The 21,646-nt window shown below is 43.2% G+C and carries 21 protein-coding genes; 16 read left to right on the top strand and 5 right to left on the bottom strand.

The window, feature by feature from the left end:
- Positions 1–20: 20 nt before the first annotated feature.
- From infB to PSF67_RS14655, 9 genes are all read left to right on the top strand, one after another.
- Positions 21–2,759: a translation initiation factor IF-2 gene (gene infB / locus PSF67_RS14695; RefSeq protein WP_195697863.1), complete on the top strand. Its 2,739-nt coding sequence runs from the start codon at positions 21–23 to the stop codon at positions 2,757–2,759.
- A gap of 86 nt (positions 2,760–2,845) precedes the next feature.
- Positions 2,846–3,256 carry a 30S ribosome-binding factor RbfA gene (rbfA, locus tag PSF67_RS14690; RefSeq protein WP_004905894.1) on the top strand — a complete coding sequence of 137 codons (411 nt, stop codon included), beginning with the start codon at positions 2,846–2,848 and terminating at the stop codon, positions 3,254–3,256.
- Complete coding sequence (gene truB, locus PSF67_RS14685; protein WP_102138208.1) at positions 3,256–4,209, top strand: tRNA pseudouridine(55) synthase TruB; 954 nt, start codon at positions 3,256–3,258, stop codon at positions 4,207–4,209. Before rbfA ends, truB begins: the two co-directional genes overlap by 1 nt.
- A 112-nt stretch (positions 4,210–4,321) precedes the next feature.
- Positions 4,322–4,591 carry a 30S ribosomal protein S15 gene (gene rpsO, locus PSF67_RS14680; RefSeq protein WP_004905890.1) on the top strand — a complete coding sequence of 90 codons (270 nt, stop codon included), beginning with the start codon at positions 4,322–4,324 and terminating at the stop codon, positions 4,589–4,591.
- Between the two features lie 279 nt (positions 4,592–4,870).
- Positions 4,871–6,994: a polyribonucleotide nucleotidyltransferase gene (gene pnp / locus PSF67_RS14675; protein ID WP_102138266.1), complete on the top strand. Its 2,124-nt coding sequence runs from the start codon at positions 4,871–4,873 to the stop codon at positions 6,992–6,994.
- Between the two features lie 93 nt (positions 6,995–7,087).
- A complete protein-coding gene (gene nlpI, locus PSF67_RS14670) occupies positions 7,088–8,005 on the top strand; it encodes a lipoprotein NlpI (RefSeq protein ID WP_272677220.1) in 918 nt (305 codons plus the stop codon).
- 170 nt (positions 8,006–8,175) lie between these two features.
- Positions 8,176–10,116: a DEAD/DEAH family ATP-dependent RNA helicase gene (locus tag PSF67_RS14665; RefSeq protein WP_102138207.1), complete on the top strand. Its 1,941-nt coding sequence runs from the start codon at positions 8,176–8,178 to the stop codon at positions 10,114–10,116.
- 33 nt (positions 10,117–10,149) lie between these two features.
- Positions 10,150–10,659, top strand: a complete 510-nt coding sequence (locus PSF67_RS14660; RefSeq protein ID WP_311136305.1) for a type II toxin-antitoxin system RelE/ParE family toxin — start codon at positions 10,150–10,152, stop codon at positions 10,657–10,659.
- On the top strand, positions 10,649–10,978 hold the full coding sequence (locus tag PSF67_RS14655; RefSeq protein WP_102138206.1) for a helix-turn-helix domain-containing protein: 330 nt from the start codon (positions 10,649–10,651) through the stop codon (positions 10,976–10,978). The genes PSF67_RS14660 and PSF67_RS14655 overlap by 11 nt, the downstream gene beginning before the upstream one ends.
- Before the next feature lie 4 nt (positions 10,979–10,982).
- Here PSF67_RS14655 and btsR read toward each other — a convergent pair whose 3' ends face one another.
- Both btsR and PSF67_RS14645 read right to left on the bottom strand, forming a co-directional pair.
- A complete protein-coding gene (btsR, locus tag PSF67_RS14650) occupies positions 10,983–11,699 on the bottom strand; it encodes a two-component system response regulator BtsR (protein ID WP_272677219.1) in 717 nt (238 codons plus the stop codon).
- A 19-nt stretch (positions 11,700–11,718) separates the two neighbouring features.
- Positions 11,719–13,404, bottom strand: a complete 1,686-nt coding sequence (locus tag PSF67_RS14645; RefSeq protein ID WP_102138263.1) for a sensor histidine kinase — start codon at positions 13,402–13,404, stop codon at positions 11,719–11,721.
- A gap of 391 nt (positions 13,405–13,795) precedes the next feature.
- Here PSF67_RS14645 and PSF67_RS14640 point away from each other — a divergent pair, with 391 nt between their 5' ends.
- From PSF67_RS14640 to PSF67_RS14620, 5 genes are all read left to right on the top strand, one after another.
- Positions 13,796–14,767 (top strand): HlyD family secretion protein, encoded by a 972-nt coding sequence (locus tag PSF67_RS14640; protein ID WP_102138203.1) that lies wholly within the window; start codon positions 13,796–13,798, stop codon positions 14,765–14,767.
- Positions 14,768–14,778: 11 nt separating this feature from the next.
- The gene (locus tag PSF67_RS14635) at positions 14,779–15,924 is read left to right on the top strand and encodes an ABC transporter permease (RefSeq protein WP_102138202.1); all 1,146 of its coding nucleotides are present in this window, start codon (positions 14,779–14,781) and stop codon (positions 15,922–15,924) included.
- The gene (locus tag PSF67_RS14630; RefSeq protein ID WP_102138201.1) at positions 15,924–17,078 is read left to right on the top strand and encodes an ABC transporter permease; all 1,155 of its coding nucleotides are present in this window, start codon (positions 15,924–15,926) and stop codon (positions 17,076–17,078) included. Before PSF67_RS14635 ends, PSF67_RS14630 begins: the two co-directional genes overlap by 1 nt.
- A 130-nt stretch (positions 17,079–17,208) precedes the next feature.
- Positions 17,209–17,496, top strand: coding sequence for a type II toxin-antitoxin system RelB/DinJ family antitoxin (locus PSF67_RS14625; RefSeq protein ID WP_004905876.1), 288 nt, complete (start codon positions 17,209–17,211; stop codon positions 17,494–17,496).
- Positions 17,477–17,794, top strand: coding sequence for a type II toxin-antitoxin system YafQ family toxin (locus tag PSF67_RS14620; RefSeq protein ID WP_004905874.1), 318 nt, complete (start codon positions 17,477–17,479; stop codon positions 17,792–17,794). Before PSF67_RS14625 ends, PSF67_RS14620 begins: the two co-directional genes overlap by 20 nt.
- Before the next feature lie 39 nt (positions 17,795–17,833).
- Here PSF67_RS14620 and PSF67_RS14615 read toward each other — a convergent pair whose 3' ends face one another.
- The gene (locus tag PSF67_RS14615; RefSeq protein ID WP_102138199.1) at positions 17,834–18,709 is read right to left on the bottom strand and encodes a U32 family peptidase; all 876 of its coding nucleotides are present in this window, start codon (positions 18,707–18,709) and stop codon (positions 17,834–17,836) included.
- A 17-nt stretch (positions 18,710–18,726) separates the two neighbouring features.
- Positions 18,727–19,722: a ubiquinone anaerobic biosynthesis protein UbiU gene (gene ubiU, locus PSF67_RS14610; RefSeq protein ID WP_166264012.1), complete on the bottom strand. Its 996-nt coding sequence runs from the start codon at positions 19,720–19,722 to the stop codon at positions 18,727–18,729.
- Between the two features lie 513 nt (positions 19,723–20,235).
- Between ubiU and ubiT the strand changes: the two genes are divergently transcribed.
- Positions 20,236–20,760, top strand: coding sequence for a ubiquinone anaerobic biosynthesis accessory factor UbiT (gene ubiT, locus PSF67_RS14605; protein ID WP_102138197.1), 525 nt, complete (start codon positions 20,236–20,238; stop codon positions 20,758–20,760).
- On the top strand, positions 20,754–21,257 hold the full coding sequence (locus PSF67_RS14600; protein ID WP_102138196.1) for a GNAT family N-acetyltransferase: 504 nt from the start codon (positions 20,754–20,756) through the stop codon (positions 21,255–21,257). The genes ubiT and PSF67_RS14600 overlap by 7 nt, the downstream gene beginning before the upstream one ends.
- Here PSF67_RS14600 and PSF67_RS14595 read toward each other — a convergent pair.
- Positions 21,230–21,568: a GIY-YIG nuclease family protein gene (locus PSF67_RS14595; protein WP_102138195.1), complete on the bottom strand. Its 339-nt coding sequence runs from the start codon at positions 21,566–21,568 to the stop codon at positions 21,230–21,232. The genes PSF67_RS14600 and PSF67_RS14595 overlap by 28 nt on opposite strands.
- Between the last annotated feature and the right edge of the window lie 78 nt (positions 21,569–21,646).

Genomic DNA, 21,646 nt, shown 5'->3' with positions numbered 1-21,646 from the left:
CTGTAGCAGGAAGGAACGGCATGACAGAAACTGTAAAAACATTGGCAACGGAAATTCAAACCACAGTTGATCGCCTGGTACAGCAATTTGCTGAAGCAGGGATCAAAAAAGGTGAGAATGACTCTGTTAGCCAGTCAGAAAAAGAAGCTTTACTGAGCCATTTAAACCGTGAACAAGGCGGGGCAACGGGTCAGCCAAGCAAAATGACACTACAGCGCAAAACTCGTAGTACGCTGAGTGTCCCCGTCACCGGTGGCAAAAGCAAATCGGTAAATGTCGAAGTCCGCAAAAAACGCACTTATGTGAACCGTGATGCTGAAGAAGCAAAAGCGGAAGAGCAGGCGCAGCGTGAAGCGGAAGAGCAGGCACAGCGCGAAGCTGAAGAACTGGCACAACGTCAAGCAGAAGCAAAACGATTAGCAGAAGAAACCGCTAAACGTGAAGCGGAAGAAAAGGCAAAACGTGAAGCCCAAGAGAAAGCAAAACGTGAAGCAGCAGATAAAGCTACGCGCGAAGCAGCGGAAAGAGAAAAAGTGAAACCAAGCGAAAATCAACAAAAGACAGGCAAAGCTGTAGAAAGTAATGCCGACAAACAACGCCGTGAAGCTGAAGCTGCGGAGCTAAAACGTAAAGCTGAAGAAGAAACTCAGCGCAAAGTTGAAGCAGAAGCACGCCGTGTAGCTGAAGAAGCTCGCAAAATGGCAGAAGAAAACGGTGAAAAGTGGACTGCTGAAACGAAAACTGAAGAAGACAGCGATTATCACACGACAACTTCGACGCACGCTCGTGCGGCTGAAGATGAAAGTGATGAGAAAGAAGAAGGCCGTCGTTCACGTAATCGTACTGCAAAAGCACCTCGCCAAAAGAAAGGTAATAAACTTTCTGAAAAAGCAGATCGCGAAGAAGAACGCGCCGCAGGCCGTTCAGGTCGCAGTAAAGGTAAACAACGTAAAGGTAGTTCTTTACAACAAAGCTTTACTAAGCCAGCAGCTGCGGTTAACCGTGATGTTGTGATTGGTGAAACGATCACTGTTGGTGAACTTGCTAATAAAATGGCAGTAAAAGGTTCTCAAGTCATCAAAACGATGATGAAGATGGGCGCAATGGCGACTATCAACCAAGTGATTGACCAAGAAACTGCACAGTTAGTTGCAGAAGAAATGGGCCACAAAGTTATTCTGCGTCGTGAAAACGAATTAGAAGAGTCAGTAATGAATGACCGTGACACAGGCTCTGCAATGCAAGAGCCACGTGCACCAGTTGTTACTATCATGGGTCACGTTGACCACGGTAAAACTTCTTTACTTGACTACATCCGTTCAACGAAAGTGGCGTCAGGCGAAGCGGGTGGTATTACTCAGCACATTGGTGCATACCACGTCCAAACTGACAAAGGTATGATTACCTTCTTAGATACCCCAGGTCACGCCGCGTTTACTTCTATGCGTGCTCGTGGTGCTCAGGCAACAGATATCGTTGTACTGGTTGTTGCTGCGGACGATGGTGTAATGCCACAAACAATCGAAGCTATCCAGCACGCAAAAGCGGCGGGTGTGCCAATCGTAGTTGCAGTGAACAAAATTGATAAGCCAGAAGCTGACATTGACCGTGTAAGAAATGAACTGTCTCAGTACGGTGTTATTTCTGAAGAGTGGGGCGGTGACACTCAATTTATCGGTGTATCTGCGAAAGTGGGTACAGGTATTGACGATTTACTTGATGCGCTGTTGCTGCAAGCTGAAGTATTAGAACTTAAAGCTGTTTATACCGGTATGGCGAGTGGTGTGGTCGTTGAATCTTATCTGGACAAAGGTCGTGGCCCAGTTGCGACAATCTTAGTTCAAGAAGGTACACTGAACAAAGGCGACATCGTCCTGTGTGGTTTCGAATATGGCCGTATTCGTGCAATGCGTAACGAATTAGGTAAAGATGTTCAGTCTGCAGGTCCTTCAATGCCAGTCGAGATTTTAGGTCTGTCTAGCGTACCTTCTGCAGGTGATGAAGCGACAGTTGTACGTGACGAGAAAAAAGCACGTGAAGTTGCCCTGTATCGTCAAGGTAAATTCCGTGATGTTAAACTCGCTCGTCAGCAGAAATCTAAACTGGAAAACATGTTTGCTAACATGGAAGAAGGTAAAGTTTCTGAGCTGAATATCGTTCTGAAAACCGATGTTCAAGGTACTTGTGAAGCGATTACTGACTCTCTAATGAAGCTGTCGACTGATGAAGTTAAAATTAAAATCATCGGTTCTGGTGTTGGTGGTATCACTGAAACTGACGCAACATTAGCAGCGGCATCGAATGCTATCATTTTAGGCTTCAACGTACGTGCAGATGCTTCTGCGCGTCGTGTGATTGAAAGTGAAAGCGTTGACTTACGCTACTACTCTGTTATCTATAGCTTAATTGATGAAATCAAACAAGCGATGAGCGGTATGTTAGCGCCTGAATACAAGCAGCAAATTATTGGTCTTGCAGAAGTTCGTGATGTGTTTAAATCACCGAAATTCGGCGCTGTTGCTGGTTGTATGGTTACTGAAGGTACCATTAAACGTAACAACCCAATCCGTGTCCTGCGTGATAACGTCGTTATCTATGAAGGTGAGTTAGAATCACTGCGTCGCTTTAAAGATGACGTCAGCGAAGTTCGTAACGGCATGGAATGTGGTATCGGCGTTAAGAACTACAATGATGTCCGTGTCGGCGATATGATCGAAGTCTTCGAAATCATTGAAGTTAAACGTTCTATCGACGGTTAATTTTGTGAGTACCCACGAAATGTCGTGGTGACAAACCAGTATGAATGAGGGGGCGCTTGCCCCCTTTATTGTCAGGAGATATAACGATGGCAAAAGAATTCAGTCGTGCACAACGCGTAGCACAAGAGATGCAAAAAGAAATTGCGATCATTTTACAGCGCGAGATCAAAGATCCGCGTATTGGTATGGCTACTGTTTCAGGTGTCGAGTTATCTCGTGACCTTGCATACGGTAAAGTCTTTGTGACTTTTTTCAATATCGCTAATGATAAAAGCGAAGAAGAAATGGTTGCAGATGGCATTAAAGCATTAAATGAAGCGTCTGGTTTTATACGTTCATTAATTGGGAAAGCAATGCGCTTGCGTATTATTCCTGAGTTAACATTTGAATATGATAATTCACTTGTTGACGGTATGCGGATGTCTAATTTAGTGTCAAATGTGATCCGCGATGATGAAAAACGTCGTGCGGATGTTAGTGATAAAGAGGAAAAATAATGGGGCGTCGTCGTAGCGGCCGTAATATTGACGGTGTAGTGCTGCTGGATAAACCCACGGATATTTCTTCAAATGATGCGCTGCAGAAAGTGCGGCGCTTTTTTAATGCCAATAAAGCTGGGCACACGGGGGCACTTGACCCTCTAGCAACAGGAATGTTGCCTGTTTGTCTCGGCGAAGCGACGAAATTTTCCCAGTTTTTACTCGATTCAGATAAACGTTATCGCGTCATTGCTCGTCTTGGGCAGCGTACTGATACGTCAGATTCACATGGCGAAATTATTAGTGAGCGTAACGTAGAGTTTACACAGCAGCAACTGGATGATGCTTTAGAATTTTTCCGTGGTGATACATTACAAGTTCCTTCAATGTATTCAGCGTTGAAACACCAAGGTCGTCCATTGTATGAATATGCGCGTAAAGGTATTACCGTTGAACGTGAAGCTCGTCCAATTACAGTGTATGAATTACAGTTTATTCGTTTAGAAAATAACGAATTAGAACTGGAAATACACTGTTCTAAAGGCACCTATATTCGTACAATTATCGATGATTTAGGTGAGATGTTAGGCTGTGGTGCGCATGTCATTTACCTGCGTCGAGTGCAAGTGGCTAACTATCCTTATGAGCGAATGGTAACATTGGAGCAACTAGCCGCTTTACGGGCAAAAGTCGATGCGGGTGAAGGTTCTTTTGAGTCCTTGCTTGACTCTTTATTATTGCCAATGGATACCGCAGTTGTTCATTTTCCAGCAGTAAATATTACAGAAGAAACAGCGGCTTATTTCAAACAGGGTCAACCTGTGAGAGCCGCAGTCCAAGCCCTTGAAGAGGGTTGTATGGTACGTGTCACCTGCGGTGAAGCGCAACGGTTTATCGGTATTGCTCTTATCAGCGAAGATGGCCGACTTGCACCGAAGCGTTTGGTCGTGGAAAATGAACCGTCCGCATAGTGGCGCTTATTGCTTTGCTGCCTTAAGCAGCGTAGAATAGCGGCGCTTAATCTTGAGATGCTAAATTAGAGATTGGCTCTCATCACTTACATTAATCATTTTGGAGTTTATTATGTCTCTAAGTAATGAAGCGAAAGCTAAAATCGTTGCTGAGTTCGGCCGCGGTGAAAATGACACTGGTTCAAGCGAAGTTCAAATCGCTCTGCTGACTGCACAAATCAACCACCTGCAAAGCCACTTTGCAGAGCACAAAAAAGATCACCACAGCCGTCGTGGTCTGCTGCGTATGGTTGCTCAGCGTCGTCGCTTACAAGCTTACTTGAAAGGTAAAGATATCGCGCGCTACACAGCTCTTATCGAGCGTTTAGGTCTGCGTCGTTAATCTTGTCAGTTTCAGGGGAAAGGGGCCAAATGGCCCCTTTTCTTCTAAAAGTTATTTTGAAAGTTGAAGTAATACTCGAATTATACTTAACTTAAATGCTAAGCTATAAGTCGTAGTAAGCAGTTTTATTAATGCCTCTTCGCTACATCCGATTCGCGCGGCTAATGAGAGAATTGATCACGGGAATATCAGTATTCTCATTAGTCGCGAGGCTGTAGTAGGAAGAGTAAGCCAATGCACCCTGAGAATCTCAAGGTGCCTTACAAAAAGGGTAATATAGTGTTAAATCCTATTGTTCGTAAATTCCAATATGGTCAACATACTGTTTCGATTGAAACAGGTATGATTGCACGCCAAGCATCTGCTGCTGTTATGGTTAACATGGATGACACTGCAGTATTTGTAACTGCAGTTGCACAGAAGAAAGTGAAAGAAGGCCAAGACTTCTTCCCTTTAACGGTTAACTATCAAGAACGTACATATGCAGCGGGCCGTATCCCGGGAAGTTTCTTCCGTCGTGAAGGTCGTCCTGGTGAAGGCGAAACGTTAATCGCACGTTTGATTGACCGTCCTCTGCGTCCTCTGTTCCCAGAAGGTTTTTACAACGAAATTCAAATCATTGCGACCGTTGTCTCTGTTAACCCACAAGTTAACCCAGATATCGTTGCGATGATCGGTGCATCTGCGGTATTAGCGCTGTCTGGTGTTCCATTCAATGGCCCAATCGGTGCGGCTCGTGTTGGTTTTATCAACGACCAATATGTTCTGAACCCAACAGCGGACGAGCTGAAAAATAGCCGTTTAGACTTAGTGGTTGCAGGTACTGATAACGCGGTATTAATGGTTGAATCTGAAGCTGATTTATTAAGTGAAGAACAAATGTTAGGTGCGGTGGTATTTGGCCACGATCAACAACAAGTTGTTATTCAGAATATCAATGAATTAGTGAAAGAAGCCGGTAAAGAGAAATGGGATTGGCAGCCAGAGCCAGTTAACCAAGCTCTGAACGACCGTGTTGCTGCATTAGCAGAAAGCCGTATGGGTGATGCATACCGCATTACTGAGAAACAAGAACGTTACGCACAAGTTGACTTAATCAAAGAAGAAGTCACTGCGGTATTAGTTGCAGAAGATGAAAACGTTGATGTTTCTGAAGTGGGTGATATTTTAGCTAACTTAGAAAAACAAGTGGTTCGTAGCCGTGTTATTCGTGGTGAGCCACGTATCGATGGTCGCGAAAAAGATATGGTCCGTGCACTGGATGTACGTACTGGTGTTCTGCCACGCACTCACGGTTCTGCGTTGTTCACTCGTGGTGAAACTCAGGCGTTAGTGACTGCAACATTAGGTACAGAGCGTGATGCACAAGTTATCGACCAATTAATGGGCGAGTACACTGACCGTTTCTTATTCCATTACAACTTCCCTCCATACTCTGTCGGTGAAACCGGCATGGTTGGTTCACCAAAACGTCGTGAAATTGGCCATGGCCGTTTAGCGAAACGCGGTGTGTTAGCTGTTATGCCTGACCACGCAGATTTCCCATACACAGTACGTGTGGTGTCTGAGATTACTGAATCTAACGGCTCGTCTTCAATGGCGTCTGTTTGTGGTGCGTCTCTGGCTCTGATGGATGCTGGTGTACCAATTAAAGCAGCGGTTGCTGGTATTGCCATGGGTCTGGTAAAAGAAGGCAACGACTTCGTTGTTCTGTCCGATATCTTAGGTGATGAAGACCACTTAGGTGATATGGACTTTAAAGTAGCTGGTAGCCGTGAAGGTATCAGCGCACTGCAAATGGACATCAAAATCGAAGGTATCACTAGTGAGATCATGCAAGTTGCATTAAACCAAGCAAAAGGTGCGCGTTTGCACATTCTTGGTACGATGGAACAAGCAATCAATGGTCCACGTGAAGAAATCTCTGAATTTGCTCCACGTATTTACACTATCCGCATCAACCCAGACAAAATCAAAGATGTCATCGGTAAAGGTGGTTCTGTGATCCGTGCGTTAACGGAAGAGACAGGCACAACAATCGAAATCGAAGATGACGGTACTGTGAAGATTGCAGCAACGGATGGCATAAAAGCGAAAGAAGCTATTCGTCGTATCGAAGACATTACTGCAGAAGTTGAAGTGGGCCGCATTTACCCAGGTAAAGTAACTCGCATCGTCGACTTTGGTGCATTTGTTGCTATCGGTGGCGGTAAAGAAGGTCTGGTTCACATTTCTCAAATCGCGGACAAACGTGTTGAGAAAGTGACTGATTACCTGCAAATGGGTCAAGAAGTTCCTGTTAAAGTATTGGAAATCGACCGTCAAGGGCGTATCCGTCTTAGCATGAAAGAAGCGGTAGCAACTGAAGAACAAGCAGCGCAACCGCAGGACTCAGCAGAGTAAGCTGGCCTAACAGCGCTCTATTAAGTTAGGGCGCTATCAGCCTAAGTTTGCTGAAACCATAATTTGTAAAGCGTGGTAATGTAAGGGCGGAGTATGTTGAACAGTATCTGTCTTCGGGTGAGAGATTATCGCACGTTACTGCGTGTGCTCTTGGCGCTTATCTTTTTTGTTATTATTGGATGTAGTAGCAAAGATTGGCGAAAGAACGAGGTATTTGCCGTTCCACTTCAACCTTCATTGCAACAAGAAGTGATACTGGCTCGTATGGAACAAATCCTTGCGAGCCGGTCTTTAACCGATGATGAATACGCACAGCTTTTATATGAGCGCGGTGTGTTGTATGATAGTCTCGGTTTAAGGGCGCTGGCGCGTAATGATTTTTCAACTGCGTTAGCCATTCGTCCTGATATTCCTGAAGTTTTTAATTTTTTAGGGATATATTTTACGCAGGCAGGGAATTATGATGCTGCCTATGAAGCGTTTGATTCTGTTTTAGAGCTTGATCCAACTTACAATTTCGCGCGAATGAATCGTGGCATCGCATTATATTACGGTGAACGATACAAACTAGCGCAGGATGATCTGCTGGCGTATTATCAGATAGATCCAAATGATCCTTTTCGTACTCTGTGGCTTTATCTCGTAGAGAAAGACATAGACCCGCGTATGGCGCAAGATAATCTTGCCGTCCGCTACAACCAAGCGGAGAAAGGGCAATGGGGCTGGAATATCGTAGAATTCTATCTTGGCAACATCAATGAAACGACATTGATGGAGCGTTTGAAAGAAACATCTACGGATAACACTTCGCTCGCTGAGCATCTCAGTGAAACTAACTTCTATTTAGGTAAACATTACCTAAGTCTGGGGGATAAGAATAGCGCAGTTGCGTTATTCAAACTGACGGTGGCTAACAACGCTCACAGCTTTGTTGAACACCGCTATGCATTGTTGGAATTGGCGCTGTTAGGCCAAGAACAAGACGACCTTTTAGAATCGGGCCAGCAATAGCTGACGAACATTTCACGATATTTTTTTAAGTCATCATCCCTCGGGGTGACGGCCTATTTGTTCGTTTAATAAACACAATTTGAGCCAGTTCACATTTTAAATGAAAATGACCGAAATGATTTTCCCATGGTTATGTAAACTGGCTGCCATTAAGTATGAGGCACCTTTACATGACTACTGAGACCGATATTTCTTTTGCTGAGTTAGGTTTATCAGCATCTATTTTGACAGCACTGAATGACCTGGGATATGAAAAACCATCTCCAATCCAGCAACAATGTATTCCATTGTTAATGGATGGCAATGATGTTTTAGGTATGGCACAAACGGGTAGCGGCAAAACGGCTGCATTTAGTTTGCCATTACTGCATAACATCGACCCAGATTTAAAAGCTCCGCAAATTTTAGTACTTGCTCCAACTCGTGAGTTGGCTGTTCAAGTGGCGGAAGCAATGAGCGATTTCTCTAAACATATGAACCGCGTTAACGTTGTTGCCCTGTATGGTGGTCAACGTTATGACGTACAATTACGTGCACTGCGCCAAGGACCACAAATTGTTGTGGGTACACCGGGTCGCCTTCTTGATCACTTAAAACGTGGCACGTTAGATCTTTCTAAATTAAAAGGCTTAGTCTTAGACGAAGCTGATGAAATGCTGCGTATGGGCTTCATTGAAGATGTTGAAAACATCATGAGCCAAATTCCAGCTGAGCACCAAACTGCGCTGTTCTCTGCAACAATGCCTGAGCCAATTCGTCGTATTACACGTCGTTTTATGAAAGACCCGAAAGAAATTCGTATTCAGGCTAGCATTACCACTCGTCCAGACATTGCTCAGAGCTATTGGACAGTGTATGGCATGCGTAAAAATGAAGCATTAGTACGTTTCTTAGAAGCGGAAGACTTCGATGCAGCGATTATTTTCGTGCGTACCAAAAATGCGACATTAGAAGTGGCTGAAGCGTTAGAACGCAATGGCTACAACAGTGCAGCACTGAATGGTGACATGAACCAAGCACTGCGTGAGCAAACTTTAGAGCGCTTAAAAGATGGTCGTTTAGATATCTTGATCGCAACTGACGTTGCAGCACGTGGTCTGGACGTTGAGCGTATTAGTTTAGTTGTTAACTATGACATCCCAATGGATGCTGAGTCTTACGTTCACCGTATTGGTCGTACAGGTCGTGCAGGCCGTGCAGGTCGTGCGTTACTGTTCGTTGAGAACCGTGAACGTCGTCTGCTGCGTAATGTTGAACGCACGATGAAGCTGACTATCCCTGAAGTTGAATTACCAGATGCAGATCTGTTGAGCCAACGTCGTCAGGCGAAATTTGCTGAGAAAATTCAACAGCAATTAGAAAGCAGCGATTTAGACCAATATCGTTCACTGTTAGCGAAAATGTCTCCATCAGAAGATGTCGACATGGAAACATTGGCAGCGGCATTATTAAAAATGGCTCAAGGTGAGCGTGCACTGATCCTGCCACCTGATGCGCCACGTCGTCCACGTCGTGAATTTAATGACCGTGATGACCGTCGTGGTGGTGATCGTCGTGACCGTAACAGCAACGGCAATGGTTTTGACCGTGCTGAGCGCGGTGAGCGTGGCGGTCGTCGTGAGCGTCGTGATGTGGGTGACATGGAAATGTACCGTATTGAAGTTGGCCGTGATGATGGTGTGGAAGTTCGTCACATTGTTGGGGCGATTGCTAACGAAGCGGATATCAGCAGCCGTTATATCGGTAATATCAAATTGTACGGAACTCACTCGACAATTGAATTACCAAAAGGCATGCCAACTGACGTGTTAACACATTTAAGTCGCGCACGTATTTTGAATAAACCTACTCAAATGCAGCTGATCGGTGATGCACAACCGTTCGAACGTCGCGGTGGCGGTGAGCGTCGTGGTGGTCCACGTCGTGAAGGCGGTAGCGAAGGTGGTTTCGGGGCAGGTCGTCGTAATGACCGTGGTGGTGAGCGCGGTGGCGAACGTCGTGGCGGTGGTGAGCGTCGTGGCGGTGGTAACCGTGACCGTGGTAACTCTGCTCCACGCCAAGATGGCACTAATGCGGCACCTCGTCGTCGTAGCAGCAGCCATAACGCGTAATTGCTAGGTTTTAGGGAATTTAATTCCTAATAAATGAAAACCCGTATTTCTTGGAAATGCGGGTTTTTTTGTTGCCTTAAAAATGAACGATACAGATTGCCTTCAAAAATAGCACTTGCTACTATAGTAATGAGTACTACATGGAGAGTAGTTGTGGCGTTCTATAAAATTTCATCATTTAAGCGAAGCACTAAAAAAATCAATATAAAAGATAAACAGTTACTTAAGGCTGCAAATGAAGTTTTACAGGGGTTTTATGAGGCAGACTTAGGGAGCGGTGTAATTAAAAAAAGGATCGCGATTAATGGGAAAGGGAAAAGTGGTGGGATCAGAGTTATTATCTTCTTTAAAGCAAGCCACCATCTCTTTTTTGCTGATGGGTGGGATAAAAGTAATATAAGTTCCAAAGGAGCAAAGGAAATTGCAGAAGATGAGTTAGATGCATATAAGGGCCTATCTCGACTTTTTCTTAGCTATACGGATGATAAAATTGCTGATTTAGTTTTGTGTAATATTTTGGAGGAACTTACTGATGAGCAATAAATTAGAAAACATGCTTGAGCTAGCTAAAGAATTACATAATGTTGATGCGGCACCAGAAAGTTTAGTTAATGATTTAGAAAGGAAAGTTAGAGCTCGAAATATAAATAAAAAAATAAAAGTTATACCTATGATGAGTGGTGCACAAATAAAGCAACTCCGTGCTCAATATGGAATGTCGCAAGCAACATTAGCTTTAGTTTTAGGTATGTCTAAGGAAAGCGTTTCTAAGTGGGAAAGAGAAGAAAAAAAACCCAGCGGCCCAGCTCTTCGCATGTTACATCTTATAGAGCAACGAGGGCCTGAGATTTTAATTATTTAGTAATTCAAACCAAGCCCAGTGCCTCTTTCAGTGGTTTGAGGTAACGACGGCTGACAGGTATATGTTCACCGGAACTAAGTACTAACTCTGCTTGCCCACTATCACCAAACAGAATTTCATTCAGCTGAGTCATATTGACCAAATATTGGCGATGGCAGCGCACTAATGGTGTGCGCATTTCTAATGTGCGCAAGGTGAGCTCAGTAAAGCCTTCTTGCCCTTGTGTGCTCATCACATACACACCACTCATACGCGAAGTGGCATATAGCACCTCATCAAGCTTCATTAAGTAAATGCGGCTGTGCCCTGTGCATGGAATAAATTTTAGCGGTTCGTTATTGGCTAGAAGTTCAAGGTTCTGCTTTTGCTTACCTTGACGTAAGCGATTCAAGGTTTTTTCCAGTCGCTCCGTTTCAAGCGGCTTTAACAAGTAATCAAATGCATGTTCTTCAAAAGCCTGAATGGCAAATTCATTAAAAGCGGTAAGAAACACAATATAGGGGCGGTCTTCTGGGTTTAACATGCGCACCATTTCAAGGCCTGTTAAGCGTGGCATTTGAATATCCAGAAAAACCACATCAGGCTTTTTTTTGTGGATCATTCCAATTGCTTCAATCGCATTGGCGCATTCACCAATAATTTCAATATCATCGTGCTCTTCGAGTAGGCAACGCACGTTTTCACGTGCCAGAGGTTCGTCATCAACAATCAATACATTCATAGAGGTAATTTTATCATTATTATGTTGTAGCCAAATAAGGCAGGCGAATTTTCATTCGAGTGAATTTTTCCGGCTCATGTTCTACACTGATACCATATTGTTCGCCATATTTTAAACGTAAGCGTTTATCGACTAAGCCCATCCCTAAGCCATCACTTTGCTTCGCTGGTTGGTAGAGCCCCGCGTTATCTTCTATTTCAATATAGACGTGCTTGCTACCGATATAACTGCGTATTGTAATATATCCAGTCTCTAATAACTGTGAGGTACCGTGTTTAATTGCATTTTCAACAAGGGGTTGCAAGGTAAATGCAGGAAGTTCAACCTGTTTAACTTCCTCAGGAATTTCGATATGGATCTGTAAGTTTTCTTGAAAACGGGCTTTCTCTATCTGCAAATAGGCGTTGATATGTTCAATTTCTTCACCAAGCGTGGCATTTTGTTCAGGCCGTTTTAAATTATTGCGAAAAAATGTCGAAATATACTGCACAAGCTGGCCTGCTTGCTGGCTATCTTTGCGGATCACAGCTTGCAGCGTGTTGAGCACATTGAACAAAAAGTGAGGGTTCACTTGCGCATGAAGTAACTTCACTTCTGACTGTAAAAGTGATTGTTTATTGCGCTCATATTGGCCCGCTAAAATTTGTGCAGAAAATAAGCTAGCGATCCCTTCACCTAGGGTCCGGTTTATGGAACTAAACAGGCTATTTTTCGCTTCATACAGTTTTATTGTGCCAATGACCTTTTCGTTTTCCCCACGTAATGGGATCACTAATGCAGAACCAAGCTTGCAGGTAGGGCTTAATGAACATTTATACGGGGTTTCATTACCGTCAGCATATACAACTTCATTATTTTCAATGGCTTGTCTTGATTGAATGGATGAGATCGGTGTTCCGGGCCGATGGTGATCAGCACCAATACCAATAAATGCGAGTATTTTTTCACGATCAGTAATAGCAACGGCACCAATTTCTAATTCTTGATAAATAATCTTAGCGACTTTCATACTGTTGTCAGCATTGAAGCCTTTACGCAGAATTCCTTCAGTAGTTAAGGCGATTTTTAGCGCCTGAGCAGAGAATGCAGTGGTGTATTTTTCAACAATAGCGCGGCGGTCGAGTAAAATACGAATAAACATGGCTGCGCCAATCGTGTTCGCGATAACCATCGGTGCCGCGATATTTTTAACAAGTTCGAGGGCTTCATCGAAAGGTTTTGCTAACAACAAAATAATTAGCATCTGTATGATTTCAGCAATAAAAGTGACACAGCTGGCGATCACAGGGTTAAAAATTTTATTAATTTCGCCACGTTTCATAAAGTGACGATGAACTAGCCCACCAATTAACCCTTCAACAATCGTTGAGACCATACAGGCAAAGGCGCTCATGCCACCCAATGAGTAACGATGTAATCCGCCAGTAAAACCGACGGCAAAGCCTACCGCAGGGCCACCTAATAAGCCACCAAGTACGGCACCAATGGCGCGAGTATTCGCAATAGAATCATTGATATGCAAACCAAAATAAGTACCGATAATGCAAAATACTGAAAAAATTAGGTAGCACATTACCTTGTGAGGTAAGCGGATGGTAACTTTAAGTAAGGGGATAACCAGCGGGGTGCGACTGAGGACCCATGCGATCACTAAGTAGACGCACATTTGCTGGAGGAGGAGTAATATTAAGTCAAATTCGTACATGCTCGTCATATTTCACATTCTGGGGGTGTTGACTGCGTTCAGCTCCTTGGGTCACATACTTGTGTATGCTCCCCAAGCTATCTTCTCTTGTCGTTTTCTATCTCACCGAATTACTTTTTAGCGCTGAATTGGGGGAGGGTTATTCACTTTAACTATCTTTTATTAGTTTTTATTTGGCTGGCATTATACCGTAAGCCATTGGTTAAGTAATCGACATTTGAGAAAAGTACGTTCATCATTATTTGACATAAGGCCAAAATCGTTTCAATATTAATCAATGTCCTACCTTTTCGTGATCTTGCGCACGAATTTATTAACACTGTATTTAACTTTCTTGTCATACTCTAGGGATGATAGTTTCCCCCGTTATTATTTAAGGTTCACATAAATAATGAAAAAAAGAACAATAGCACTGATTTTGCTGATGCTTATCTTAATCGCAGCAGCGGCACTTTTTCATTCTCATAACCAATATTTATTGTTGCAGGGGGAAGTGGATGCACCTGAAGTCATCGTCACGTCGAAAGCAAAAGGGCGGGTGATTGAGCGTCATATTGAGCGAGGTGATGACGTAAAACAAGGGCAACTCTTATTAACATTAGAAAGCCCTGAGCTGCAAGCGCAATATGAAGCATCAAAAGCCGCAAGAGACCAAGCAAAAGCACAGCTAGAGCTCTCTATTAATGGTACTCGCGAAGAAACTATTCGTGATCTTCAGGCCACCTTGGCGCAATCCAACTCCCAGTATCAAAATGCATCTCGTGAATATGCACGTTTGAGTAATTTAAAAAACAAAGGGTATGTTTCAGCGAATGAGTTAGATAACGCACGTAAGGCCAAAGAAGTGGCATTTTCGCAAGTACAAGGGGCAAAAGCCCGATTAGAAGAAGGCCAGAATGGTGACCGTATTGAATTACGCCATCAATATGAAGCCGCACTTAATCAGGCAGAACAGAAATTGGCTGAATTGCAAGTACAGGTTGATGATTTGCAAGTTAAAGCCCCTGTAGATGGGGAGGTAGGACCTATCCCAGCAGAAATTGGTGAGCTATTTAATGCCGGAAGTCCTCTAGTTTCATTAATACGTCTACCGCAAGCTTATTTTGTCTATAACTTGCGTGAAGATATTTTAGTTGATGTAAAAAAAGGCGACAAAGTGCAGCTGGATGTACCTGCCTTGGGGAACAAGTTGATTGAAGCTGAGGTTCGCTATATTGCGCCGAAAGGTGACTATGCGACAAAACGAGCGACACGTGCAACCGGTGACTTCGATTTAAAAACATTTGAAATTCGCTTATATCCTGTAGAGCCGATTGAAGGGCTAAGGCCTGGCATGAGTGTGTTATGGCACTGGGATAAGTAAAAGGTGTTGCCATGAAATTTAAGTTCGCTTGGCACGGTTTTGAGCACGCCTTTAGCCGTGAAACCCAAATGGCTATTCGTAGCCCTGTTTTTCATTGGTTAAGTTGGCTGTTTCCATTAATGCTGTTTACGTTAGTTAGTGCTAACTTCTCAGAGGGGACATTAATGGATTTGCCCGTTTCTGTGGTGGATAATAACCATAGCCCGGTGTCTCGGCAGATTATTCGTGACCTCGACGCGGGCCCACATGCGGATGTGAAAACCATTGATGACAATCTCAGTACATCATTAAAACGACTCGGTAGTTCAAAAGATTACGCGTTATTGTATATTCCTCATAACTTTGAAGAAGATGTCTTACGGGGTCGTCAGCCTGAACTTCGTATGTATTATAATGCACTCTTTTATGCATCAGGCAGTTATGCCATTCAAGATTTTAGTGGGCTGGTGGCAGAGCTGAATGCGAAGTATCGCCAAGAAATGGCGAAGTCAATGGGAAAGGCATTGCCACCGTTAGCTCAAGTGACACTCTCTTATGACAGCTTATTCAACCCGAGTGGTAGTTATATTTATTATCAACAGTTTGCCGCAACTATTCATATGCTGCAGCTGTTTGTTGTTACCGCAACAATCTATACGATGTCACGGGGTTCCACCTTACAAAGTGTTAAACCGTTTATCATGGCGCTGCTCGGGAAGCTAGCTCCTTACACCTTATTTTTCAGTATATTACTTGCTGTAGAGATTGCGGCATTGGTCACTATCTTTGATGCTAAAGTGGTAGGGAACCCGTTATATATGATTGTATTAGGGTTTTTCTATGTGATAGCAGCACAAAGTATCGGCTTATTACTGTTTAGTTTTACCTCAAGTGCCATCATGGCATATAGCTTGATAGGGATGTTGGTGAGTATCGCTTTGGCCTTTTCGGGTATGGCGGTACCGGAGCTATCAATGATATTGCCTGCGCAAATTATTTCGAATATTGAACCACTTACTCATACATTAAATGCTATGTTTGATATTTTCTTGCGGGAGATTTCCTTTTCTCGCATCGTTCAAGTGTGTCTATTCTTATTGATTTACCCCTTTGTGATTGGCTTTTTAATCCGTAAGCGATTAATAAAACGGTTAGAAAACCAAGGGGGGGCTGTCTGATGTCCATCTATTTTGCAACCTTTCGTAAAGTGCTGCTGGGGATGCTGGAAAAACCGATGTGGTTGTTATTGTTGGTTTCTCTGTGTGTTATGAGCTTAGTTTATGCAAAGCCTGTTCTTTGGGATTTACCTGTTGCCGTGATTGATATGGACCACAGCACGGCAAGCCGTGAGCTAATTCGTGATCTCGATGCAACACCAAAAGTGCAATTGCAGAGTTATGACAACCTTGCTCAAGCGCGGCAGGATATGATTGCGAGAAAGCTATTTGCGATAATTATTATTCCAACGGATTTTCAACAACACTTACTGAGCGGTAAAAATATCACTGTGCCAGTGTATGGTGATGGGACCAACCGGCTAGCGAGTGGGCAAATTCAGCAAGAGTTATCAAAAGCCTATCAAACACTGCTCAATGCCTATAACACCCAGTTACTCACTAAAGCAGGCTATAGCCAAGAGCAAGCCAAAGTGATTATTACCCCTATTCGCAGTGAAACTGAGCCATTGTATAACCCAGGGATCAGCTTTGCAGCGATTGTGTTTCCTGGCCTTTTGGTGATGTTATTGCAGCACTCCCTGCTGATTGCCTGTGTGCGAGTTAGTATCGCGGTGCGTTCTACACCTAAAGGAAAACCGCCATTAGCCGTTTATTTAGGGGCGTTATCTGCTCTAATTCCGATTTGGTTATTTTTATCTACCGTATTTTTTGCCCTTTGGCCGTGGGTATTGGGATATCGGCAAGAAGCGCCACTGTACGTGATTTGGATGTTCACGTTTCCATTCCTATTGGCTGTTCTGGGGCTTGGCAAGTTAGTGACAGAATGTTTGCGCAGCGTTGAAATGATTTATTTAACTTTGGCATTCATTACGACCCCAGTGTTTTACATGTCAGGAACGATTTGGCCACTGCAAGCGATGCCTGACTGGGTACGTATGATTGCTTCAGCATTGCCATCAACATGGGCCACGAATGCCATGGCAGGTCTTAATCAAATGGGGCTACCGTTTAGCGATGTCCTGATGGATATCGTGATGATGCTGATTTTAGGGGTTATTTATACGGTCATTGGGGTATTCATCGGTATGCTCCGAGATGGCGAACTACGTCATATTAGCCATATGTTTAACCGTTGGCGCAGGCATCGGCATTAATATTTAATCGTGTTTATTGTCTATTAGAAAAGGCGGCCTAAAGAAATAATGACTAATTAATCGACAAATGCTAAACTCAACCACAATGTAGTCACAATGTAGCTACGTTTGATATGTGTGGGGGGATGATATGTCAACACTATTGAAAACAACAGATGTTCGTAGTCGAATTGATGAACAATTAAAAGCGGAAGCCACGAGTGTATTACAAGATTGTGGTTTGACTATTAGCGCAGCTATTCGTTTGTTTTTAGAGCAAGTAGTTCAAGAGCAAAGAGTTCCCTTTGAAATCAAACGTAAGCAACCTTCGCTGAAAACTACACTAGCGTTGAAAGAAGCTAAAGCTATTGAGCAGCACTACGATTCAATTAACGAAATGATGGTGGAGTTAAGCAAAGTTGACTCAGAAGCCAAGTAATAAGCGAGCTAAGCAACCAAGGCAGGTTGCTTATACACCAACGTTTAAGAAGTCATGGGAACGATATAACCGAGCGGGCCGTAGGGATATGAATGCGGCTGTTCTCGTTATGGAAATACTGTTTTCTCAAAAAATAATACCAAAAGAATATCTTGACCATGAATTAGAAGGTCATGAATGGCAAGGAGCTAGGGAGCTTCATATTGGTGGTGATTTCTTACTGGTTTATCGCTTGTCAGATAAAGGTAATTTAATCACTTTCGTTGATATTGGTTCGCACAGTGAATTATTTGGTTAAGGTAATGAGCTATAGTTCGAGCTCATTACCTATTGTATATCAAGGCACTAGCAACAACCCTGCAATTTGCCGCCAATAGCCATTGCAGTTTTGATTGGCTATATTTAGCGGAATATCCCCACTTTCATTGGCTTTAAACTGCTTGATTATCTCAAGGGATCCAATACCTTCAGGGGAAATGCGCACAATATCCACAAGCTCATGCATTGAATGCAGGTCATTGCCCAGGTTATAGCATGCGCCACTGAGCGTTTGAATGCCATTCAACGTAAACACTTGCTGTTGCTCCTGGGAGAGCACTTTGCGCCCTTGAGGGTAATTAATACAACAAGTTTCACACTCGTCTTTTTGCTTATTTTCAGAGCGTGCAGTAAAACAGCGCGCGGAATAGGCAAGTGGCAAGTGCCCATAGCTCATGACCTCAACATCAAATTTGCCACGAATGCCGATATCATCGCACTGGTTAAGTAAATTGACTAACCAATCTCGAGAAAGCTCTACAGGCATACACCAGCGCACCATGCCTTGGCGTAAGAGAATATTTAAGGTTTGCGCGTTGTAGCAATTCAAACCGTGGCCCGCGACAAAAGGCAGGTTTCTTTCGGCTAACATGTTGATCACACCAAAATCATGGGCTTCAACGAGAAACTCACCATTATCAACTAACTTGCTGATCTCTTTAAGTTCTGAAGGTGCTTGAAGGAGAGCAAGGGTGCTCAGGACAATTTGTTTGCCACTTTTAGCGAGCTGCTGGGCGAGTTCTATCCAGTCATTGGGCTTCATTTCTCGACGCTTACTGCACACCGTCTCACCGAGATAAATAATATCGGCATCACTTTGCATGGCGTGTTGATAAAAATCTTCCAGCGTCTGTTTTGGCCAATAATAAAGAACAGATCCTAACGAGTACTGCATGATATTTACCTTTTAAATTACTGCCATTTACGGTGATAGGCGCCCAATGTAGTTTGGCTTCCTTCAGAAAGCCCACCTAATGCTTTTAGCCATTTCGGGTCGGTGACAAAGTGATTAGGGTTGGATTTGTAGCGGTCGATGGCTTGTCGCCAAATACGGGTCACTTCCGTTACGTAAGCGGGGCTACGCTGGCGGCCTTCAATTTTGACAGAAGCAATTTTCGCTGCCATCAACTCAGGTAATAATTCAATAGTATTGAGGCTGGTGGGCTCTTCCAGGACATGGTATTTCTGTTCATCGACAAGATAACGTCCTTTACATAGCGTTGGATAGCCTGCATTTTCATCTTTTTGGTAACGGTCTATCAACACATTATTTAAGCGAGATTCCATTCCTTCTTCTGTTTGTTGCCAGCGAACAAAACGTGCTGGGGAACATGCACCTACGGTATTTGGTGACTCACCAGTAAGATAAGAAGAAAGGTAGCAACGTCCTTCTGCCATAATGCACAGGCTACCAAAGGCGAATACCTCAAGTGGTACAGGGCTATTTCTAGCCAGTTGTTTGACTTGATGAATGGATAAAACGCGAGGAAGTACGACGCGATGCACATCGAAATTGCGTTGATAAAAGCGAATGGCTTCTGTATTGGTGGCAGAGGCTTGAACTGAAACATGTCTTTCAATATGCGGGTATTTATTTGCAGCGTACTCTAACATTGCGATATCGGCTAAGATCAACGCATCGGCACCGAGATCTGCTGCAAGATCGACGGAGTTTTGCCAACGTTCGTAACCATTAGGATGCGCAAACGTATTAATCGCAATATGTAATTTACGTTTACGGTTATGAATATAGCGCTCTGCTTCGTGCAGTTTTTTTTCCGTAAAATTAAGCCCTGCGAAATGGCGCGCATTGGTATCATTCTTTAATCCAATATAAACGGCATCAGCACCGTTATCGACAGCCGCTTTTAAAGCGGGCAAATTCCCTGCGGGGCAGAGTAATTCCATTGTCCTATCCCTGTATAAAATTTAACAGCTGACATTCTAGTCAACAGAACTGTTATAGATTTTGATTTAGAGCAGAGAAATTGTTAATGGATATCAGTATTCGTTAATTAAGGTCGTTAAGGAAATAAGGAGGCTGGTGGGTAATAAAGAGACTTCACCAAATATCAGAGAATAAGTTTTATAAATATGGAATATGAATTATTTTTGACTGATTTTTGAATGTTTGTTGGAGAAAATAGGTAATTAGAGATAGTTTTTATCAAAGGGATGTGAGAAATAAATATTGGCTGGATGGGCAAAAGTTGATATAGGATCAAACCAATAATATCATTTTTTGGCAAGATAACTCATCATGAGTCAAATGTTAGGTTAATGACTTCAAAAAATGGAGTTATTAGCGTTGAAAATTTAACCATCTAAATATGCAATATGTTACCCTAAATAATTCGAGCTGCTACTGTTGTTAAGTAGTTACACGAAAACGGGCAGACAATTACTACGGGAGTCAGTACTGTGTTAAGTAAAATTCGTTCTCAACTCATCACAAAAGGCCCTTCATTTTTAAAACTGCCTTTGAAAGTGACCCCATTCGCACTGCAGCGTCAGGTCCTTGAACAGTTGTTAAGCTGGCAATTTCGTGAGTCAGTGAAGGAAGGGGAGCTGGATTTTCTTGAAGACAAATGGCTAAAAGTTGAGGTTCGTGACTTAGCGTTAGTCTGGTTTATCAGTTTGCAGGGTGGCCAACTCTCCGTAAAACAGCATGCAGAAGCGGATGTTAGCGTGAGTGGTAATGCGAATGATCTGGTACTGATTGCTGCACGTAAAGAAGACCCTGACACACTCTTTTTCCAGCGTAGGCTGGTGATTGAAGGGGATACCGAACTCGGCCTCTATGTGAAGAATTTAATGGATGCTTTCGAGCTTGAAAACATGCCAGCTCCACTGCGTTTTGCTTTGCTACAATTGGCCGATGTGATTAAAACCGTGCATGAAAGCGAGGACGCAGAGCATAAATCGCCTGTGTTAACATCATGCTAATCCGAGTTGAAATCCCTGTCGACGCAATGGGTATTGATAAATTATTGCGAGAAACCTTTCCAACTGAAGCGGAAGCTAACCTTGTTCAACATTTACGTGAAGATGGTTTGCTAACGCTCGGTGTTGTGGCAACAAATGATGATGGTGAAGTGATCGGCTATGTTGGCTTCACGCCAGTGGACGTTAACGAGGAAGACGTACAATGGGTAGGTCTTGCACCATTAGCGGTAAATAAAGCGCATCAAGGCCAAAGAATTGCAGAAAAACTGGTCTATGAAGGGTTAGATAGCCTCAATGAGTTTGGTTACGGTGCGGTCGTTGTACTGGGCGATGAACGCTACTATTCACGTTTCGGTTTTGAACCAGCTGCAACCCACGGTATAAGTTGCCAATGGCCTGAACAACAAGCCCACTTTTTGGTTTGTGGCTTAGAAAATGGCGAGATTGGGGAACATCAAGGTTTAGTGACTTACCCTTCACACTTCAATAACTTATAGTTAGCTAAGTAGTTAACTAGGTCATCAGGCTGGTCAATGACCAGCCTTTCTTTTGTCTTTTTATTCAGTTGCTTAACTTGATATTCTATTTTTGACGCGGCTGAGCGAGAACCAATAAAACAAGAAAATACCAGTTCTAGTGGCATTTTTCCTTTCAATGCTTTTGCTCCTGTTCCTGCCTTATGTTGCTCAAAACGACGTTGTACATCGGTGGTGATACCACAATACAAAGCGTTATTTTTCTCTCTTACTAAGTAAAGATACCAATCACTTTGTTTTAATTGTTTTTTTTCTAGAGTTTTTTTTATCATTCTGTGCTGATTTATAAGAAGAAAATATAAGGTTACAACGAATATATTCGTTAAGTAAGATATTTATAACATATTAAA

The organism is Providencia sp. PROV076 (assembly GCF_028483405.1).
Taxonomy (GTDB): domain Bacteria; phylum Pseudomonadota; class Gammaproteobacteria; order Enterobacterales; family Enterobacteriaceae; genus Providencia; species Providencia huaxiensis.
The sequence above is the reverse complement of the archived record's forward strand: the minus strand, read 5'-3'. Positions and strand labels throughout refer to the sequence as shown.

What these genes read in the sequence shown, in the direction of transcription:
- PSF67_RS14595 (WP_102138195.1), bottom strand. Translation starts at nt 21,568, where the DNA reads ATGATAAAAAAAACTCTAGAAAAAAAACAATTAAAACAAAGTGATTGG.
- truB (WP_102138208.1), top strand. Translation starts at nt 3,256, where the DNA reads ATGGGGCGTCGTCGTAGCGGCCGTAATATTGACGGTGTAGTGCTGCTG.
- PSF67_RS14640 (WP_102138203.1), top strand. Translation starts at nt 13,796, where the DNA reads ATGAAAAAAAGAACAATAGCACTGATTTTGCTGATGCTTATCTTAATC.
- PSF67_RS14645 (WP_102138263.1), bottom strand. Translation starts at nt 13,404, where the DNA reads ATGTACGAATTTGACTTAATATTACTCCTCCTCCAGCAAATGTGCGTC.
- ubiU (WP_166264012.1), bottom strand. Translation starts at nt 19,722, where the DNA reads ATGGAATTACTCTGCCCCGCAGGGAATTTGCCCGCTTTAAAAGCGGCT.
- infB (WP_195697863.1), top strand. Translation starts at nt 21, where the DNA reads ATGACAGAAACTGTAAAAACATTGGCAACGGAAATTCAAACCACAGTT.
- rpsO (WP_004905890.1), top strand. Translation starts at nt 4,322, where the DNA reads ATGTCTCTAAGTAATGAAGCGAAAGCTAAAATCGTTGCTGAGTTCGGC.
- PSF67_RS14665 (WP_102138207.1), top strand. Translation starts at nt 8,176, where the DNA reads ATGACTACTGAGACCGATATTTCTTTTGCTGAGTTAGGTTTATCAGCA.
- PSF67_RS14625 (WP_004905876.1), top strand. Translation starts at nt 17,209, where the DNA reads ATGTCAACACTATTGAAAACAACAGATGTTCGTAGTCGAATTGATGAA.
- PSF67_RS14655 (WP_102138206.1), top strand. Translation starts at nt 10,649, where the DNA reads ATGAGCAATAAATTAGAAAACATGCTTGAGCTAGCTAAAGAATTACAT.
- PSF67_RS14660 (WP_311136305.1), top strand. Translation starts at nt 10,150, where the DNA reads ATGAAAACCCGTATTTCTTGGAAATGCGGGTTTTTTTGTTGCCTTAAA.
- PSF67_RS14630 (WP_102138201.1), top strand. Translation starts at nt 15,924, where the DNA reads ATGTCCATCTATTTTGCAACCTTTCGTAAAGTGCTGCTGGGGATGCTG.
- PSF67_RS14600 (WP_102138196.1), top strand. Translation starts at nt 20,754, where the DNA reads ATGCTAATCCGAGTTGAAATCCCTGTCGACGCAATGGGTATTGATAAA.
- btsR (WP_272677219.1), bottom strand. Translation starts at nt 11,699, where the DNA reads ATGAATGTATTGATTGTTGATGACGAACCTCTGGCACGTGAAAACGTG.
- rbfA (WP_004905894.1), top strand. Translation starts at nt 2,846, where the DNA reads ATGGCAAAAGAATTCAGTCGTGCACAACGCGTAGCACAAGAGATGCAA.
- PSF67_RS14635 (WP_102138202.1), top strand. Translation starts at nt 14,779, where the DNA reads ATGAAATTTAAGTTCGCTTGGCACGGTTTTGAGCACGCCTTTAGCCGT.
- nlpI (WP_272677220.1), top strand. Translation starts at nt 7,088, where the DNA reads ATGTTGAACAGTATCTGTCTTCGGGTGAGAGATTATCGCACGTTACTG.
- PSF67_RS14615 (WP_102138199.1), bottom strand. Translation starts at nt 18,709, where the DNA reads ATGCAGTACTCGTTAGGATCTGTTCTTTATTATTGGCCAAAACAGACG.